Source organism: Candidatus Egerieousia sp., assembly GCF_056211015.1.
This window is the reverse complement of sequence record NZ_JBAELF010000104.1, coordinates 1-14,640: the sequence shown is the minus strand read 5'-3', so window position 1 is coordinate 14,640 and position 14,640 is coordinate 1. Positions and strand designations below refer to the sequence as shown.

The following is a 14,640-nucleotide window of genomic DNA, read 5'->3' as shown; positions in this document are numbered from 1 at the left end:
TGTTTGTCCACAAATCATGGCCATTTGTGGACAAAATGAAGGCAGAAAGCAAAACGAGCACGTCTTGAGGAAAAAAGAGACCAAATCAGGTGTAAAGCGTGCGAATGGCAGCATATATAGATGCAGGAATGTGACCGAATGTGGCGGCAGGCAGTGGAATATGAAAAATTCCGCCACGGAAAGGCGGAATTTTTCAGATGAACTGCCTGACGCATACAAACGAATATCAAAACATTGAAAAGCGGACAGATTTTTTAAGAAAAACGTGTCCGAATGCGTGCTGGAAAGCGAAGACTTGCGGAAAGAATGAACAGCCGACCGTAATCAAGCAGAGAAAGTTTGGGTAGAGGACCTCGCACTGAAAAGGATTTGCAAATGTATACGAATGGAAGTAATTTAGCACCAGATATTTGAACACAATGAAACCGGACATGAAAAAGGAACACAAGGATTTGCGCAACGCATTCATATTGAATTTCCTGGCCGTTGTGCTGGGTATTATCATAACTTTCGGAGGAAACGCAATAATTGAGAGGAACAAGGAAGTCAGGAACCTCAAGAGTTGCCTTGAACTCGTTTCAAGTGAATTGAAGGAGGACCTGCAATGGATTGATTACGGAGATTCAGTCCTGAACAGGCAGGTTGAAGCCGCAGATTTCCTTGCCAGATATGAAAACGATTACAGCAAAGCGCCCGCGGACAGTCTCATGATGGAAGCCAACGTCCCGTTGATGCAGTACGAACTATCCTTTTACACCGATGCGTTCGAACTGCTCAAGAATTCCGGAGTGCTGGCAAAGATAGATGACCAGGAACTGGCACTCGAGATTTTCCGGGCATACGGACAAATGAGGGATTATCTCACCTTCTTCAAGATGTTCCACGAGCACAAGAAACAATATCTTGAACCGGCAATGAACAGCAAAGTCACGGAACTGCTGTCAAGGGACAATATCAGTGCAGAAGAACTATGGGGCCTCATAAGTTCCTCAAAAGAAGGCAAACAGTTCCTCAGAGAAATCCAGCGCTTCCTTTACATGTTCAATAGTTCCGAGACTATCGCCAGTGTAAAAAGCACAATAGACAGAATAGACGCCTATATTGCAAAGTAGCGTTAGAGACCTTTCACAAAGGCGGAAATGTCTGCATCCGTGGCATTGTTGAGCAGCCTGGCTGAGCGGATGTCAAGTTCAGGGTATGCCTTGCGGAGGTCATCACAGGCTTTGGCTATATCGCTGCTGCCGGAAGTGGCGAAAAGGATGACAGTCTTGCCGGCAAGATCATTCTCCTCAAAGAATGTATTGATGATGGTAGGTGCCGTGTACCACCATATTGGGAAGCCTACATATACCTTGCTGTATGATTCCGGATTCTCAATCTTCCTTGCAATGGCAGGACGGGACGAAAGATCCTTCATTTCCACGCTGCTGCGTGAGGTACTGTCACGCCAGTCAAGGTCAGCCTCCGTGTAAGGAACGGACGGCTCAATCTTGAACAGTTCAGCATTGTCCGCTTCAGAAATTCTCTGAGCAACAGCTTCGGTTGTACCCGTGGCCGAGAAATATGCCACAAGGGTTTTCTCATTGTTTGTACATGCGCTAGCCATAATCATAGCAAAAAGTAAAATAACGTGTTTCATTGAATCAAAAATATTTCTTTCTGTAAAGTTACCCATTATTTCAAAAAAAAGTATCTAAATTTGTTCCGGCTGTACTACCAGTATATGCAGAATGCAAAAATAATTACCACACAATATGAAAACTATTAAAAAACTGATGATTGCAGCGCTCGCGGTTCTGGCGCTCGCTTCATGTTCGAATGAAAGGAAAGTCTGCGGTCCCGTTGTGCTTCTTGGAGAAGTTGACAATGACAGCGCAAAAGTTGTGATTCTCACGTACCAGGTGGGAGAAAGGACAAATTACATCACGCCGGAAGTCGTGAACGGCAAGTTTGAGTTCAAGATTGACAGCGTTGAGAATTTCGTTGACCTTGGCGTTGCCGCCGACGAGGATGTTCACGGAGCAAGAATCAATGCGCTTGACACCCTCAGGATGAAGTTCACCAAAGAGTCCGAAGGCAAGTATTCAGTTGAATATATTGGCAATACAGAAAAAGAAAGCCGAATATTCACTGACTTCTACAACACTTATTGCTACTTTGGGCAGTACGGTCTTGACAGGTATGACCCCAATGCGGATTTTGCCGGAAACCTTGCGCTCCTCAACAGGAACGATTCATTGTTCAGAGCAAAGCATGCAGCTGATCTCGATAAGCATTTCACTCATTTTGCAGACCTCATGGGTAATTTCATCAAAGCCGTGCTGATTGAGACACGGAGCTATGCACAGCATGTTGAACCGGCCGAGGTTCCTGAGTACAACTCAATAATTGAGTCCATTGATCCCAATGACCCATACGCAATCACAGCCCCTATGATTTCCAGATGGATCAGTTGGAAATTCTCAAAGGATTTCAATGAGAACGAGGATAATGTCAGGATTGAATCAGTGCAGGCATTCATTGATGATTGCGACAAAAACATCACTTATGCCAAGACAAGAAAACTTGTAGCAAGCGATATGGCTGAGATGGTGTTCAACAGCCTCAAGGAGGCCAACGATGAGCAGTATTACGCTTTCATGGAGCGTTTGAAAGCCTTTGTTCCTGAGGACAGCAAACTGGTTGAGAAATATACCGGCATGTATGAAGCCTTCAAGGCCACAACCAAGGGCAACCCTCTCCCGGATACTGAATTATCCACCATCGATGGTTCCACAACCAAGCTCTCCTCGTTCTTTGGCAAAGTGCTATATATAGATGTATGGGCAACCTGGTGCGGTCCTTGCCGCGGCGAGATACCTCATCTTGCTGAATTGGCAAAGCATTACAAGGGCAATGACAACATTATGATTCTCAGCGTTTCCGTTGACAGGGACAAGGAGGATTGGGTGAAGATGATAAGCGAGGAGAAGCCTGAATGGGCTCAGTACTGGCTTGATGAGAGCTGCCACAAGGACTTCGGAGAGAAGATGAACATACGCTACATCCCTCGCTTCATCATAGTTGACAAGGATGGCAGAATATATGACGGCGACGCTGCACGTCCTTCAGATAAGAAAATCATTGAAATCCTTGACAAGGCGATTGCAGGGGAATAGTTTCAATACTACCGCTGCGGAAAATTATTCGCGGAGTCTGGAGTCAATTATGATGGTGACAGGGCCGTCATTAAGAATGGAGCATTTCATATCGGCTCCGAAAACTCCCTGCTTCACAGGCCTTTGGGCCGCAATTGAAAGCAGCTCGCAGTATTTTTCATAAAGCGGAACAGCAAGCTCGTGACCGGCTGCCCTTATGTAGGATGGCCGGTTTCCTTTTCTGGTGGAGGCGGTGAGCGTGAACTGGGAAACGGCCAGAAGTTCTCCTCCGGCATCCACAACGCTAAGGTTCATCACTCCGTTCTCATCATCGAAAATACGCATTCCAGCTGTCTTGGAAGCCAGCCACTGTGCGTCGGCCTCGGTGTCACCAATCTCAACGCCAACCAATATGAACAGTCCTGAGCCAATTGCAGAATGCAGCTGGCCGTCTATTGTAACGGAGGCCTCTCTCACTCTTTGAATAACCAGTCTCATTTCTGAATCTTTCCTTTATTTTCAGGCAGCCTCAGTCATCATCGCGCCAGCCTTCCTCACAGATCGTTTCCTCCTCTTTCCGAGAGTCCTCCTTCTTGCCGCCGAGCTTGGCTGTCTGCCTTGTTTTCTCATATTTCTTCACTGCCGATAGCATAAGAACAGCAAGGACAATCACCGTAACCGCTGTTGCAACCAGCAGCATACCTGCTCCTGCTGCCAGACCTATGATAGCGGTGGTGAATACAGTAGCGGCGGTTGTAAGGCCTGAAATACCATCCTTGTTCTGCATGATAAGACCTGCGCCAATGAATCCCACACCGGTAAGCACCTGGGCGGCGATTCGTCCGGGGTCACCATTGAGCAGGTTCAGATTCTGCTGGCAGATATAAATTGAGACCAGCATGGCAAGCGTTGAACCGATGCATACCAGTGTGAAGGTACGGACACCTGCCTGATGCTTGTGACGTTCCCTCTCAATGCCAATGCTCAACCCGAGCACAAGGCTCACCCCTATCCTTATAAGTGCTGTTGTTTCAGTGATTTCCATAATACATGCTACTCGTGATAAATGCAGATTTTGAATGCTGTCCCCTTGTCTGTAAGCATTCTTTTCATGAAAGGCTCGTCAACGGCAACACAACCGAATGTATAAGGGAGTTTGCCTTTGCAATGCAGGAATATTGAATTTCCCAGCGGGTACTCGTGATTTGGATTGTAATTTATATGCAGGCCGTAGTTGTAGTCCGGCGCCACTTCTATCATGTGCTCACCGTTCACGGCATGACCTACAGTGTCTATGTCAACTATGCGGTTGTAGTTCTCACCCTCATCTTCGCAGGCCCAGATACTGTCTGTAACGTCTATATACTCGAAATCCGTTCCAGGGTTCGGAAGTATTCCGTAAGCCTGCCAGAAGCCGAACTCGCCCTCAGGTGTTTTCATGTCACCGTCTATGGTCTTGCCCAGGCCGTTCTTTCCAATGTCCGCAGTGCCTGATTCCTGGAGTTCCCATTTGCCCTCAACTTTTGTGTAATACTCGGCGAAAGCCTTGTAGCCGTCACCGCATTTGACGAGCAGTATCCTGTCAACGCTGTTATCCTGTGCGTATTTGTCAAGAACGCCTGTCCAGAAGTCTGTTTTGTTTCCAGCGCATCCCATAATTCCTGAAGCAATAGCCATACAAGCAATAAATTTAAAAAGTCGGTTCATAGTTCTGTTTTTATCCATTTCCCAAATTTACGAAAAATTGTGATTGATTTTCATACAAAAATTGCAGTTGCCTCATTTACACGTTTATAAACGTTTATAAACGTGTAATCTGGTAGTGGCTACACTGTCCTGCACTATATTTGTGCGTACATTCCTATTTTAGAGGCATTTATGCCGATGGAAAAGTCCCTGACTAGCCAAGGCACCTTAAGGTGCCCGCTGAAACGCAGTGGAAGCGCAATGCCCCTGGGGCAGCTGCCATGTGCAGCGGGGGTTAAAGTTCAAGTTCAGCCAAAAAGTGTTACTTTTTGACTGAGGGATTTAGGGAGAGGGTTAAACACCAGGAAAGTGCGGAGGGAAGAAGTTTCGCAAACCTCCCGCAAGTTCTTGAAAAGTAATAAATTAAATACTTGCGAAACTTGAGTGAAGATATGGAGATTATGAGAAAGAGATTCATCAATTATGCGTCATTGTGCATCATATCATGCACAATGATGGCGAACTGTGCCAAAATGCCTGCTGAAAACAACGGAGCCGGCTCGGAATCAGAAAAAGAAAAAATTACCGGGAGCGGATGCTTTTCCGTAAGAATCCACGACCCTGCCGTTTCGGATGGGAATCATCGCCACTTCAAGGAAGGGTCCAAGACCCTGTCACTTACAGGAATGGACACCAGCAATTTCATTCTGAGCATTTATTCGCAGGATGGCAGTAAAGTCTATGACGGAAAGTATGGCAAAAGGCCTGAATCATTCACGGTAAGCAGCGGATGTTATAATGTAAGGCTGGTATCAAAGGAAATGGGATCACCCGAATTTGACAATGAGATTGTTGGTGATTCACAGGACATTGTGATTGAAAAAGGTAAAACCTTCACTGTAGAATTGTTATGCAGGCAAATGAACTCCGGCATAAAAGTCAATTTCTCCGAAGATTTCAAGAAGCACTTTCCAGGCATTGGTCTGTTCCTGCAGGACATTGCAGGTGGTATACAATATGCGTATGCCGAGAAGCGTTTCTGCTATGTGAATCCCGGAACCGTTGACTTCTATTTTAGACGCAAGTCCGCCGCAACGGGTAATGACCGCTTTCTTCAAGCTTCTGACACGCTGTTGTTCAGCCGTAATCTGAATGCGGCTGATATGCTCAGCTTCAATTTCGAATGGTCGGAGAACACTACAAAGTCCAGTTTCTCAATCAGGATTGATACAACAAGGAACTGGTACACAGACAGGTACAATCCCGGGAGCATCATTCCTGAAGGAGCACTGACCATAGAACAGGCAAAAGAGAAAGTAGGTCAAAGAAACATTACTGTCTTTGGATATATTCTGGGCGGTGATTTAAAGGAGAGCTCTTTCCGCACAGGCCCTCCGTTCTCAATAAGCAGCAATCTGCTTCTTGCGCCATCGATGAGTGAGAGATACAGGAACAACTGTTTTGCAATAGAACTGCCCAGCGGTGCGGTGAGGGATGCGCTGAATCTGGTAGTACATCCGCACCTTGTTGGCAGCGCCATAACCGTAACAGGTACAATAGTGGAGCAGTACTTCGGTTACATAGGAATGAAAGGCACCAAAGCCTGCGAAATCATCCAATAGCCAGGGAATCAGAACTTGGTACCGCTCAGATGAGCCTGCATTCTGGCGCGTGAGAATGGCTTGATGTTCTCAACAATCCACTCCCGCATTGCCTTGCCGTCGGGAGTTTCCTGCTTGTAGCTCATGAAATCAAGCTTGATGCCCAGAGCGTCGGCAACCCTCTTTGCAAATACAGGCCATATCATTCCTATATCACCAATTACAGGAAGACTGCCCTCGTGACGGGCGAATGCAGACATTTCCATTCTGAAAGGAATCTTGGATATCTTGGTCTTAGGAAGTCCCTTGTTGATTGCCTCCTGAATCATTGCGCTCTGTTTCTGCAGGTCCTGAGCCTTGCGGAGATTCTCATCAAGGTCAAACCTGATGAGAGTCTTCTCCTTCAAGCTGTAAACCGGCTGCTTCTGCCACCAGCTCCAGATTCCGTGACCTGTATAGGTCTCGAACGGACCATCGTGTATCTCCTGGGTGAGAGCAACAGCGGATTCAAGAATAACATCGGCGCTTCCCATAAGAGCCGCTATGCGTCTTGAGCGCTGGGCAACAGGAATACTGTCTGCAACGGCAAGACCAACGTGACCGCCACCAACCAACTGAGGTATGGTAACGAGTACAGGTACGCCCTTGGCTGCACCGGCACCAAGCATCGTACGCTCATCGCAGCCCCATCCGGCTACGGTCTCGAAAGGCAGACCTGTCTGACGGCATATTGAATGAATTTCATCAGCCAGCATTTCAGTCCTCAGACCCATAGGATAAGCCATGTTTGCGGCCGCCTTTATTATAACGTGACCTTCTGCATTGTGCCTCTTTGCAAGCAATTTCTTGTCAAGAATCATCTCCTTTGAAAGTTCCTCAAGCTGCTCGTCGGTCATATCGGTGAACTCGAACACATTGCCCCTTGGCATTCTCTCCTCCTCGAAACCGAACTGCGAGGCCGGACACATCTTCACTCTGTCAAGAGTGCCTCCCATTTCGTGGTTCACAACCGCAGAACTTGTTGTAACTCCATCAACTATTCCCTTATTGATAAGCACTGCTATCAAGGTGGTAACTCCCTCGTGGATATTGGGACCGCTTCCCGTAACAACAACGAATTTTCCTCCGCGTTTCTTTGCGGCAATCACTTTTTCTATTGCAGTGTCAAGAGTCTGTTTTGAACGTTCATCAAGTTCAGAGTAGAATTTATCAATAAGTTCCGCATTCATATTCAATAATCATTTGTTCCGTTTAACAAAAATAAAGTATTTCACGCTATATTTCACTACTTTTGTAAAGATTTTTCATAGCCCGGCTACTTGACCGGGACTTATCAGACACTAAAATGGAGATAGTAGAAACCGGAATACAGGGGTTGCTCATAATTGAGCCAAAGGTTTTTCAAGACAGCAGAGGTTATTTCTTTGAATCGTTCTCACAACGCGATTTCGACAGACTCGTTTCAATTCCGCTTTATGGTCACAGCATCAATTTCGTTCAGGACAATGAGAGCCTCTCATCCTACGGCGTTATCCGCGGCCTGCATTTCCAGCGCCCGCCTTATGCCCAAAGCAAGATAGTAAGATGCGTTCTTGGCAAGGTTTTGGACGTTGCCGTTGACCTCAGGCGCAATTCACCAACCTATCTTCAGCACCGTGCAATTGAACTTTCCGCTGAGAACCACAGGCAGCTCTTCATTCCCAAAGGCTTTGCCCATGGTTTCTCCGTTCTCTCCGAAAAGGCCCTTTTCCAGTACAAATGCGATGAATTCTTCCACTCTGAAGCCGACTCCGGCATTCAGCTTTCAGATCCTTCACTGGCGATAGACTGGAAGATTTCTCTTGAAAACGCCATCATATCTCCGAAAGACCAGGTCCGTCCCCTCTTGAAGGACAGCGTGATAGAATTCTAGTTCCTTATGTAAACATCAAGGGGGCTGACTAAAAATCAGCCCCCTTGAAATATATGCTTGTCTGAAATATTACTCCCAGTTACCTGCGTTGTTGTTAGGAGCGTCAATGCTACCAACCTTGAGGCCAGGATATCTGCCCTGTGTATTTCTTTCAGCTACAATATTGATGATAAGCTGACGAGGCTCAAGTCCTACGAGGAGTGACTTGTATGGCATACAAGCCTCGAACAAAGGAACATCAACACCGGAAACCTGCTTGATTGTTGCATTCAGGATAACAGGCTCACCGCAGAAAGGAATGTTTCTGAGTGAATCAACAACAAAATTCTGACGGTCATTGAACAATGTATCCTTTACAGGAACGTCCTTGTCAATCTTGAAAACGAGATTCTCACCCTGCTCGTAAAGAGCCATCATCTGCTCAGGAGTGATCTTTGGATTTTTCTTCTTGATCTTTGCTGTGTTATCTACTGCAAGAGAGTCATCATTTGAACCGATCTGCTTTGAAATGAGGATTGTGCCCTCGTTGTAGAACCAGATAAGAGAGTCAACTGAAGGAGCGAATCTTGCAAACTTGCTCTTGAAGGCAACCTGAAGTGTTCTGATGTCCTTGAGCCTCTGGATACCCACAGCTTCTCTTTTCTCTTTCTGTTTGTTGAATTTTACCGGCGATTCAATGCTGGCGTAGATTGCGTATCCCAACAGTACTATGATGATAGGGAGTACGATGAAAGTGATAATCTTTTTCATTTAATATTTGATTTTTTATAATTATTCAATTCTAACACGCAAATTTAACAATTAAATCTTTCCTTTCAAACAAATTTTGCCTTTTCGTTGTAAAAAGTTGGAGCGGTGCAAAACTTTGATACAGTTGTAGGAAATGTAATTTGTAAGTCTTAATTTTGAAGTTTGAATTAATTTGCATAATTATATGGAGTTGAATATAGTGAGCAAAGCAAGCACCGAAAAGTTCCTTGGTTATATCCAAAGTGCCGGAAGGGTTGTGCTTGTGGGCCATGCCAACCCCGACGGGGACTGTCTGGGATGCACAGGCGCCATGTTTCACTATCTGGAGGATATGGGCATTGAGGCAAACGTGTTAGTTCCCGGCAAGGTTCCTGATTTCCTCAGATTCCTATTCAATAAAAAGAACGCCGTGCACAAGGCCGGCGCTTTGGTGGAATTTGACAAGGAACCTGAACTCTGTGCAGAGCTGGTTCAAAAGGCGGATCTGGTTATATGCATGGATTTCAATGCCTTGCACAGAATTGACAATCTTGCGGAGGTGCTCAGAAGCGTTTCTGTGCCAAGATTGCTCATTGACCACCACCCGCATCCTCAGGAGCAGGATTTCAATTTCATTCTGCAGGAAACTGAAATATCGAGTGCGAGCGAGCTTACATTCTGGCTCATAAGGGCAATGAATGAATCAATTACCATCGCCGGTGGGAAAAGGAAAGAGATGACCATACCTCAGGCTGTGAGTCTGTACACAGGCATGATGACGGATACGAATAATTTTGACAACTCCGTATTTCCTTCAACTCACAGGATGGCGGCTCTCCTGCTTGAAATGGGTGTTGACAGCGAGGCCATCCAATGGTCTGTGTTCAATTCCTATAGAGAGAACAGAATCAGGCTCATAGGATATCTCACCGGCAGCAATATGAAGGTGAACTATGCTCTCAAGGCTGCCTGCATGACCCTGTCAAGGGAACAGCAGGAGAATTTCGACTTCAAGGACGGTGATACGGAAGGAGTTGTGAACATGCCGCTTGCAATAAAGGATGTAATGATAAGCGCATTCTTTACTGAAGGGAAATATATGACAAGGGTGTCGCTGCGTTCCAAAGGCAATTTCGTTGTGAATGCATTTGCAGCGAAATATTTCAATGGAGGTGGCCATCCAAGAGCGGCGGGCGGCAGGATTCAGGATATTCCTTTCAAGGACATTAAGAATTATTTCTTCAAATGTCTTGCGGAATACATAGGTCAGATGGAAATTGAAAATTAACGTTGATGCGTAAATGAAAGTCAAGGAGGCTATAAGGAATGCGGATTCAATGATATGGGTGCTTGCAGTCATTGCAGTGTCCTCAGCTGTGTTCTCCTGTCAGAAGGAGGACTTGAAATCCACCATCGCAAGTCAGGACAAGGCCATAGAGAGCTTTGTGAACAGTCTGGCCGGAATGGATTACAGGATTGAAAGGCACGAAGGGATTGTAAGGGCCGTTGTTGAGGAAGGAAGCGGTGAAGAGGCGCAGGACGGGGACAGCCTGCACTTCATTTACTCCGGATACATATTCAGCGGCGGTCCGGGCACACTTTTTGCAACGAACGATACCATTATGGTTAACGATACAACTTTCTTTCCTGCCGGAAAGGCACCTGAAAGAATCTGTCTGGGAAGCACCCCTTTGATAGAAGGTCTGGCCGAAGGGTTGAAAGGTGTGAGGAAAGGAGAGCATTGCTATATCTTCTTTTCTGCAAAATATGGTTTCTACAACACTGTGGTTTACGGAGTCCCCAAGCTGAGTCCTCTGTTTTACGACATAGTTGTAGAAAATGTGATCAAGAACTGACAACTTGAAAAAGAGTAGAATATATATGTACAGAAAATTCATTTATTGCTTGGCGGCAGTGTTCATGGTCCTTGCTGCTTCGCAGTGTGCAAAAGAAGCGGAAAGGTCCAATGACGATGTTCAGAAGAGAATACTTGACGCCTATGTTGAAGTATATTGTCCCGGTGCGGAAATAACCTCGTCCGGTCTGGTGGTTCTTGAAGAGGAGCCGGGCACAGGCGCTCAGATGGAGTGGGAGAAAGCGGCATACACCATAACGAATGTATGGGATCTGGACAATTCCTGCCTGGAGAGCCAGGATAAGGAACTTGCAAAGGAACTTGGAATGTACAACAGCGGGAATTATTACGGACCAAGATTCCATACCGCAGGATATGGTTCAGAGCAGCTTGGTTTCTCCGAAGCATTGTGCAGAATGAGGGAGGGTGGCAGGATAAAGGTCATATTACCACCTTGGCTTTCATACTTCGACTATTATGCAAGCGGCCAGAACAAGTCGGAGAACAGCGGTGTGAACCTTATGTATGACATAAAGATGCTGACCGTAATAACCGATCTCACCGAATACCAGAACGATTCCCTGAGGTCATACGCAAGACGCTTTGACATCAAGGATCCGGAAGTTGAAGCGTTCTACTTCAAGAAGGTTTCAGGCACCCAGGAGGATACGATCAAGCAGGGCAAAACTGCGAAAATCCGTTACGTTGGCAAACTGCTCGACGGCTATGTATTCGATACCAACATTGCCGACACAGCAAGAAAGTACGACATTTACGATGCATCCAATTCGTACGACGCACTTTCCGTAACATACGAATCAACATATCAGGAAATGTCCACATACACCTACGCATCCGGCCAGGCAGCTTATGAATCAAGTTCGTTGTCATCCAGCGGTGGTGACTCCGACAAACTGATTCCAGGCTTTGCAAAGGCATTGAAGCACCTTACATATGGAGACCACGGCATCACCTTCTTCGGTTCACAGTGGGGATACGGATCAAAGGGAACAATGTCCGGAAGTTCAGGTGTCCCTACATATTCAATGCTTTTCTTTGATATATACGTAGAGGATAGTGATGATTAAGGCCAGCTTCACCGGCAGATACCTGTGCGTTCCAGCGCAATTCCAGGATACTTCGTATTTTTTTCAAGTGTATCCCGGATGCAGTTGCATCAGCGTGGACATACCTCAGTACGATATGGTTCTCTCATACGAGCCGGACGGTGAAGGCCTTCAGCACATTTTTGAAATACTTCTTTCCAAGCTGGAACTAATCAAGGACTACAACAAGCTTCTCATAAGCTGCAAGGACAGCAGAACCTATGTCACTTTTGCAACAGGAGAGAGGCTTCTCCTTGTAAATTCATTTTCCACAGACGATAGTGTTTCAATCCTCTATTATCTCCTGCTTGCCCTTCAGCAGTCACAGGTAAATCCCCAGCAGACCATAGTCCACTGCCTCGGTTTCAGGGAGAAAGTTGACGAGAAACTCATTCGCACTTATTTCAAGGACTTTGTATTTGCGGCAGTTTGATCATTTGTATATATTGAGTCAATGAGAATAATAGGAGGAGAACTCAGAGGAAAGACAATAGTGCCGCCAAATGGCTTTTCGGCAAGACCTACCACGGATTTTGCCAAGGAAGGCCTGTTCAATATACTGCTCAACGAATTCGACTTTGAATCCATAAGTGTGCTCGACCTGTTCTCAGGCACCGGCAGCATAAGCTATGAATTCGCTTCCAGAGGCTGTAACGATATCATAAGCATTGAAATGAACCCGCTTCACGCCAATTTCATAAAGAAAGCTTCGGTGATGCTCGGGATATCAAAGAAAATCCAGTCAATCAGGCACAATGTGTTTGATTTCATTCCGCTGTGCAACAAACAGTTCGATATAGTTTTCGCCGATCCGCCCTACAGCATCGAAGGCCTGGACACCCTGCCTGAGAGGGTGCTCGGTGTACCAATGAACAGTATGTCCGATAAAAAAGATTCTTATACTGGAAGTCCAACGGAGATAGAGCCATGCTATATTTCCAAATGCCTTGTCAAGGGAGGCGGTTACTTCATATTGGAGCACCCAAAGGAGTTTAATTTTGAATCACACCCCTTTTTCGTGAAAGAGAAGAAGTACGGCAACGTACACTTCAGCTTCTTCAGACCACGGTAGCCTCGTAGCGGTTTCAATCTCTTGTCGTCCGGGTGCAAAACAGGCCTTTTCACACCCCGATAGCCTTTCAGGCACCACTCCGGGTGCAAAACAGGCCTTTCCACACCCGCAAATAAGCGGGAGGCACTTCATCTGAAAAGGGGATGACTGAAAAGCCACCCCCTTCTTGTTTTACCCCTGCCACTTCAGGCGTAAATTAATCCTCGGCGGAAGCCAGACGTTCGCGTATGCGACCCTCAATCTCCTCCGCCAGTTCCGGATTGTCAAGCAGAAGCTGCTTCACTGCATCACGTCCCTGAGCAAGCTTGCCATCGTTATAGCTGAACCAGCTGCCGCTCTTCTTGATAATCTCGAACTCAACGCCCATATCAATGATTTCACCAATCTTTGATATGCCCTCACCGTAAATGATGTCGAACTCCGCCTTCTTGAAAGGAGGAGCCATCTTGTTCTTGACAACTTTCACGCGGGTACGGTTGCCTGTAGCATCATCGCCATCCTTCAACTGCGTAAGCTTGCGTACATCAAGACGGATTGATGCGTAGAACTTAAGAGCGTTCCCACCGGTGGTGGTCTCAGGATTTCCGAACATCACTCCCAGTTTCTCCCTAAGCTGATTGATGAAGATGCAGCAAGTGTTGGTCTTGCTTATGTTGGCTGTGAGCTTCCTCAAAGCCTGGCTCATGAGACGTGCCTGAAGGCCCATCTTTGAATCTCCCATCTCCCCCTCAATCTCCGCCTTTGGTGTAAGAGCCGCAACAGAGTCAATGACAATAATGTCAATTGCTCCGGAACGGATAAGGCTATCTGCTATCTCAAGTGCCTGCTCACCGCAATCCGGCTGGGAAATAAGCAAGGTATCCACGTTCACACCCAGATTCTTTGCATAGGTCCTGTCAAATGCGTGCTCGGCATCTATGATTGCTGCAATTCCGCCGGTCTTCTGTGCCTGCGCAATTGCGTGAATAGCAAGCGTTGTTTTACCGCTGCTCTCAGGTCCGTAAATCTCAATGACCCTGCCTTTAGGGTAACCTCCTATTCCAAGGGCGTGGTCCAAAGCAATTGAACCGCTTGGAATCACAGGAACCTCCAATACAGGTTTGTCACCAAGTTTCATGATTGTACCTTTACCAAAATCCTTCTCGATCCTGGCAAGGGTGGCTTGCAAGGCTTTCATCTTTCCTTCCTGGACACCAAGGTCCATTTCATCTACATCTTTAGCCATAGTAATAAAAATTAAATTGGTTTAGTTGGAACTTTTTTCCTTGAACTTTCTGTCCTGAGCCTCAATAAGCTCTGAATCCTCAAAGTAATTTATCTTCATGGACTCACGAACATCGTTGAGCGTTTTCTCAGCAGTTTCACGTGCAACTGCGCTGCCTTTCTCAAGTATCGAGTAAACTCCCTTTATATCCTTTTCATACATTGCCCTGCGCTCACGTATAGGAGCAAGCATCTCTTCAAGGACTGCATAAAGGAACTTCTTGACCTTCACATCGCCGAGTCCGCCGGCTCTGTAATGAGCCTTGAGTGCATCGAGAT

Annotated in this window: 16 protein-coding genes and 1 pseudogene; 9 read left to right on the top strand and 8 right to left on the bottom strand. The window is 46.3% G+C overall.

What is annotated here, in order from left to right:
* Window positions 1-431 precede the first annotated feature (431 nt).
* Window positions 432-1,112, top strand: coding sequence for a hypothetical protein (locus AC06L3_RS07375; RefSeq protein ID WP_475669974.1), 681 nt, complete (start codon window positions 432-434; stop codon window positions 1,110-1,112).
* A gap of 2 nt (window positions 1,113-1,114) precedes the next feature.
* Here AC06L3_RS07375 and AC06L3_RS07370 read toward each other — a convergent pair whose 3' ends face one another.
* The gene (locus AC06L3_RS07370) at window positions 1,115-1,639 is read right to left on the bottom strand and encodes a flavodoxin (RefSeq protein WP_475669973.1); all 525 of its coding nucleotides are present in this window, start codon (window positions 1,637-1,639) and stop codon (window positions 1,115-1,117) included.
* A gap of 115 nt (window positions 1,640-1,754) precedes the next feature.
* Between AC06L3_RS07370 and AC06L3_RS07365 the strand changes: the two genes are divergently transcribed.
* Entirely contained in the window at window positions 1,755-3,158 is a 1,404-nt protein-coding gene (locus AC06L3_RS07365; protein ID WP_475669972.1) for a TlpA family protein disulfide reductase, read from the top strand.
* A gap of 24 nt (window positions 3,159-3,182) precedes the next feature.
* On the opposite strand, the gene dtd is transcribed toward AC06L3_RS07365, so the two are convergent.
* From dtd to AC06L3_RS07350, 3 genes are read right to left on the bottom strand one after another with little or no spacing between them, the layout of a single operon-like run.
* Window positions 3,183-3,635: a D-aminoacyl-tRNA deacylase gene (dtd, locus tag AC06L3_RS07360; RefSeq protein ID WP_475669971.1), complete on the bottom strand. Its 453-nt coding sequence runs from the start codon at window positions 3,633-3,635 to the stop codon at window positions 3,183-3,185.
* A gap of 31 nt (window positions 3,636-3,666) precedes the next feature.
* Window positions 3,667-4,182, bottom strand: a complete 516-nt coding sequence (locus tag AC06L3_RS07355) for an MgtC/SapB family protein (RefSeq protein ID WP_475669970.1) — start codon at window positions 4,180-4,182, stop codon at window positions 3,667-3,669.
* A gap of 8 nt (window positions 4,183-4,190) precedes the next feature.
* Window positions 4,191-4,814, bottom strand: coding sequence for a hypothetical protein (locus AC06L3_RS07350; protein WP_475669969.1), 624 nt, complete (start codon window positions 4,812-4,814; stop codon window positions 4,191-4,193).
* 461 nt (window positions 4,815-5,275) lie between these two features.
* Here AC06L3_RS07350 and AC06L3_RS07345 point away from each other — a divergent pair, with 461 nt between their 5' ends.
* The gene (locus AC06L3_RS07345; RefSeq protein ID WP_475669968.1) at window positions 5,276-6,445 is read left to right on the top strand and encodes a DUF6359 domain-containing protein; all 1,170 of its coding nucleotides are present in this window, start codon (window positions 5,276-5,278) and stop codon (window positions 6,443-6,445) included.
* Between the two features lie 8 nt (window positions 6,446-6,453).
* On the opposite strand, the gene AC06L3_RS07340 is transcribed toward AC06L3_RS07345, so the two are convergent.
* Window positions 6,454-7,653: a hypothetical protein gene (locus AC06L3_RS07340; protein WP_475669967.1), complete on the bottom strand. Its 1,200-nt coding sequence runs from the start codon at window positions 7,651-7,653 to the stop codon at window positions 6,454-6,456.
* Between the two features lie 116 nt (window positions 7,654-7,769).
* Between AC06L3_RS07340 and rfbC the strand changes: the two genes are divergently transcribed.
* Window positions 7,770-8,336, top strand: coding sequence for a dTDP-4-dehydrorhamnose 3,5-epimerase (gene rfbC / locus AC06L3_RS07335; protein ID WP_475669966.1), 567 nt, complete (start codon window positions 7,770-7,772; stop codon window positions 8,334-8,336).
* Between the two features lie 69 nt (window positions 8,337-8,405).
* On the opposite strand, the gene AC06L3_RS07330 is transcribed toward rfbC, so the two are convergent.
* Window positions 8,406-9,086: a hypothetical protein gene (locus AC06L3_RS07330; protein ID WP_475669965.1), complete on the bottom strand. Its 681-nt coding sequence runs from the start codon at window positions 9,084-9,086 to the stop codon at window positions 8,406-8,408.
* 184 nt (window positions 9,087-9,270) lie between these two features.
* Between AC06L3_RS07330 and AC06L3_RS07325 the strand changes: the two genes are divergently transcribed.
* From AC06L3_RS07325 to AC06L3_RS07305, 5 genes are all read left to right on the top strand, one after another.
* Window positions 9,271-10,353: a DHH family phosphoesterase gene (locus AC06L3_RS07325; protein ID WP_475669964.1), complete on the top strand. Its 1,083-nt coding sequence runs from the start codon at window positions 9,271-9,273 to the stop codon at window positions 10,351-10,353.
* A 13-nt stretch (window positions 10,354-10,366) separates the two neighbouring features.
* Complete coding sequence (locus tag AC06L3_RS07320) at window positions 10,367-10,921, top strand: FKBP-type peptidyl-prolyl cis-trans isomerase (RefSeq protein ID WP_475669963.1); 555 nt, start codon at window positions 10,367-10,369, stop codon at window positions 10,919-10,921.
* Window positions 10,922-10,946: 25 nt separating this feature from the next.
* Window positions 10,947-12,008, top strand: coding sequence for an FKBP-type peptidyl-prolyl cis-trans isomerase (locus AC06L3_RS07315; RefSeq protein ID WP_475669962.1), 1,062 nt, complete (start codon window positions 10,947-10,949; stop codon window positions 12,006-12,008).
* Window positions 12,009-12,102: 94 nt separating this feature from the next.
* A complete protein-coding gene (locus AC06L3_RS07310; protein ID WP_475669961.1) occupies window positions 12,103-12,459 on the top strand; it encodes a DUF3822 family protein in 357 nt (118 codons plus the stop codon).
* A gap of 21 nt (window positions 12,460-12,480) precedes the next feature.
* Window positions 12,481-13,098: an RsmD family RNA methyltransferase gene (locus tag AC06L3_RS07305; RefSeq protein ID WP_475669960.1), complete on the top strand. Its 618-nt coding sequence runs from the start codon at window positions 12,481-12,483 to the stop codon at window positions 13,096-13,098.
* A 196-nt stretch (window positions 13,099-13,294) separates the two neighbouring features.
* Here AC06L3_RS07305 and recA read toward each other — a convergent pair whose 3' ends face one another.
* Together recA and AC06L3_RS07295 are read right to left on the bottom strand one after the other, a co-directional pair.
* Window positions 13,295-14,323 carry a recombinase RecA gene (recA, locus tag AC06L3_RS07300; protein ID WP_475669959.1) on the bottom strand — a complete coding sequence of 343 codons (1,029 nt, stop codon included), beginning with the start codon at window positions 14,321-14,323 and terminating at the stop codon, window positions 13,295-13,297.
* A gap of 21 nt (window positions 14,324-14,344) precedes the next feature.
* A pseudogene (locus tag AC06L3_RS07295) lies at window positions 14,345-14,640 on the bottom strand (tryptophan--tRNA ligase); the annotation flags it as partial.

What these genes read in the sequence shown, in the direction of transcription:
- AC06L3_RS07375 (WP_475669974.1), top strand. Translation starts at nt 432, where the DNA reads ATGAAAAAGGAACACAAGGATTTGCGCAACGCATTCATATTGAATTTC.
- AC06L3_RS07370 (WP_475669973.1), bottom strand. Translation starts at nt 1,639, where the DNA reads ATGAAACACGTTATTTTACTTTTTGCTATGATTATGGCTAGCGCATGT.
- AC06L3_RS07365 (WP_475669972.1), top strand. Translation starts at nt 1,755, where the DNA reads ATGAAAACTATTAAAAAACTGATGATTGCAGCGCTCGCGGTTCTGGCG.
- dtd (WP_475669971.1), bottom strand. Translation starts at nt 3,635, where the DNA reads ATGAGACTGGTTATTCAAAGAGTGAGAGAGGCCTCCGTTACAATAGAC.
- AC06L3_RS07355 (WP_475669970.1), bottom strand. Translation starts at nt 4,182, where the DNA reads ATGGAAATCACTGAAACAACAGCACTTATAAGGATAGGGGTGAGCCTT.
- AC06L3_RS07350 (WP_475669969.1), bottom strand. Translation starts at nt 4,814, where the DNA reads ATGGCTATTGCTTCAGGAATTATGGGATGCGCTGGAAACAAAACAGAC.
- AC06L3_RS07345 (WP_475669968.1), top strand. Translation starts at nt 5,276, where the DNA reads ATGGAGATTATGAGAAAGAGATTCATCAATTATGCGTCATTGTGCATC.
- AC06L3_RS07340 (WP_475669967.1), bottom strand. Translation starts at nt 7,653, where the DNA reads ATGAATGCGGAACTTATTGATAAATTCTACTCTGAACTTGATGAACGT.
- rfbC (WP_475669966.1), top strand. Translation starts at nt 7,770, where the DNA reads ATGGAGATAGTAGAAACCGGAATACAGGGGTTGCTCATAATTGAGCCA.
- AC06L3_RS07330 (WP_475669965.1), bottom strand. Translation starts at nt 9,086, where the DNA reads ATGAAAAAGATTATCACTTTCATCGTACTCCCTATCATCATAGTACTG.
- AC06L3_RS07325 (WP_475669964.1), top strand. Translation starts at nt 9,271, where the DNA reads ATGGAGTTGAATATAGTGAGCAAAGCAAGCACCGAAAAGTTCCTTGGT.
- AC06L3_RS07320 (WP_475669963.1), top strand. Translation starts at nt 10,367, where the DNA reads ATGAAAGTCAAGGAGGCTATAAGGAATGCGGATTCAATGATATGGGTG.
- AC06L3_RS07315 (WP_475669962.1), top strand. Translation starts at nt 10,947, where the DNA reads ATGTACAGAAAATTCATTTATTGCTTGGCGGCAGTGTTCATGGTCCTT.
- AC06L3_RS07305 (WP_475669960.1), top strand. Translation starts at nt 12,481, where the DNA reads ATGAGAATAATAGGAGGAGAACTCAGAGGAAAGACAATAGTGCCGCCA.
- recA (WP_475669959.1), bottom strand. Translation starts at nt 14,323, where the DNA reads ATGGCTAAAGATGTAGATGAAATGGACCTTGGTGTCCAGGAAGGAAAG.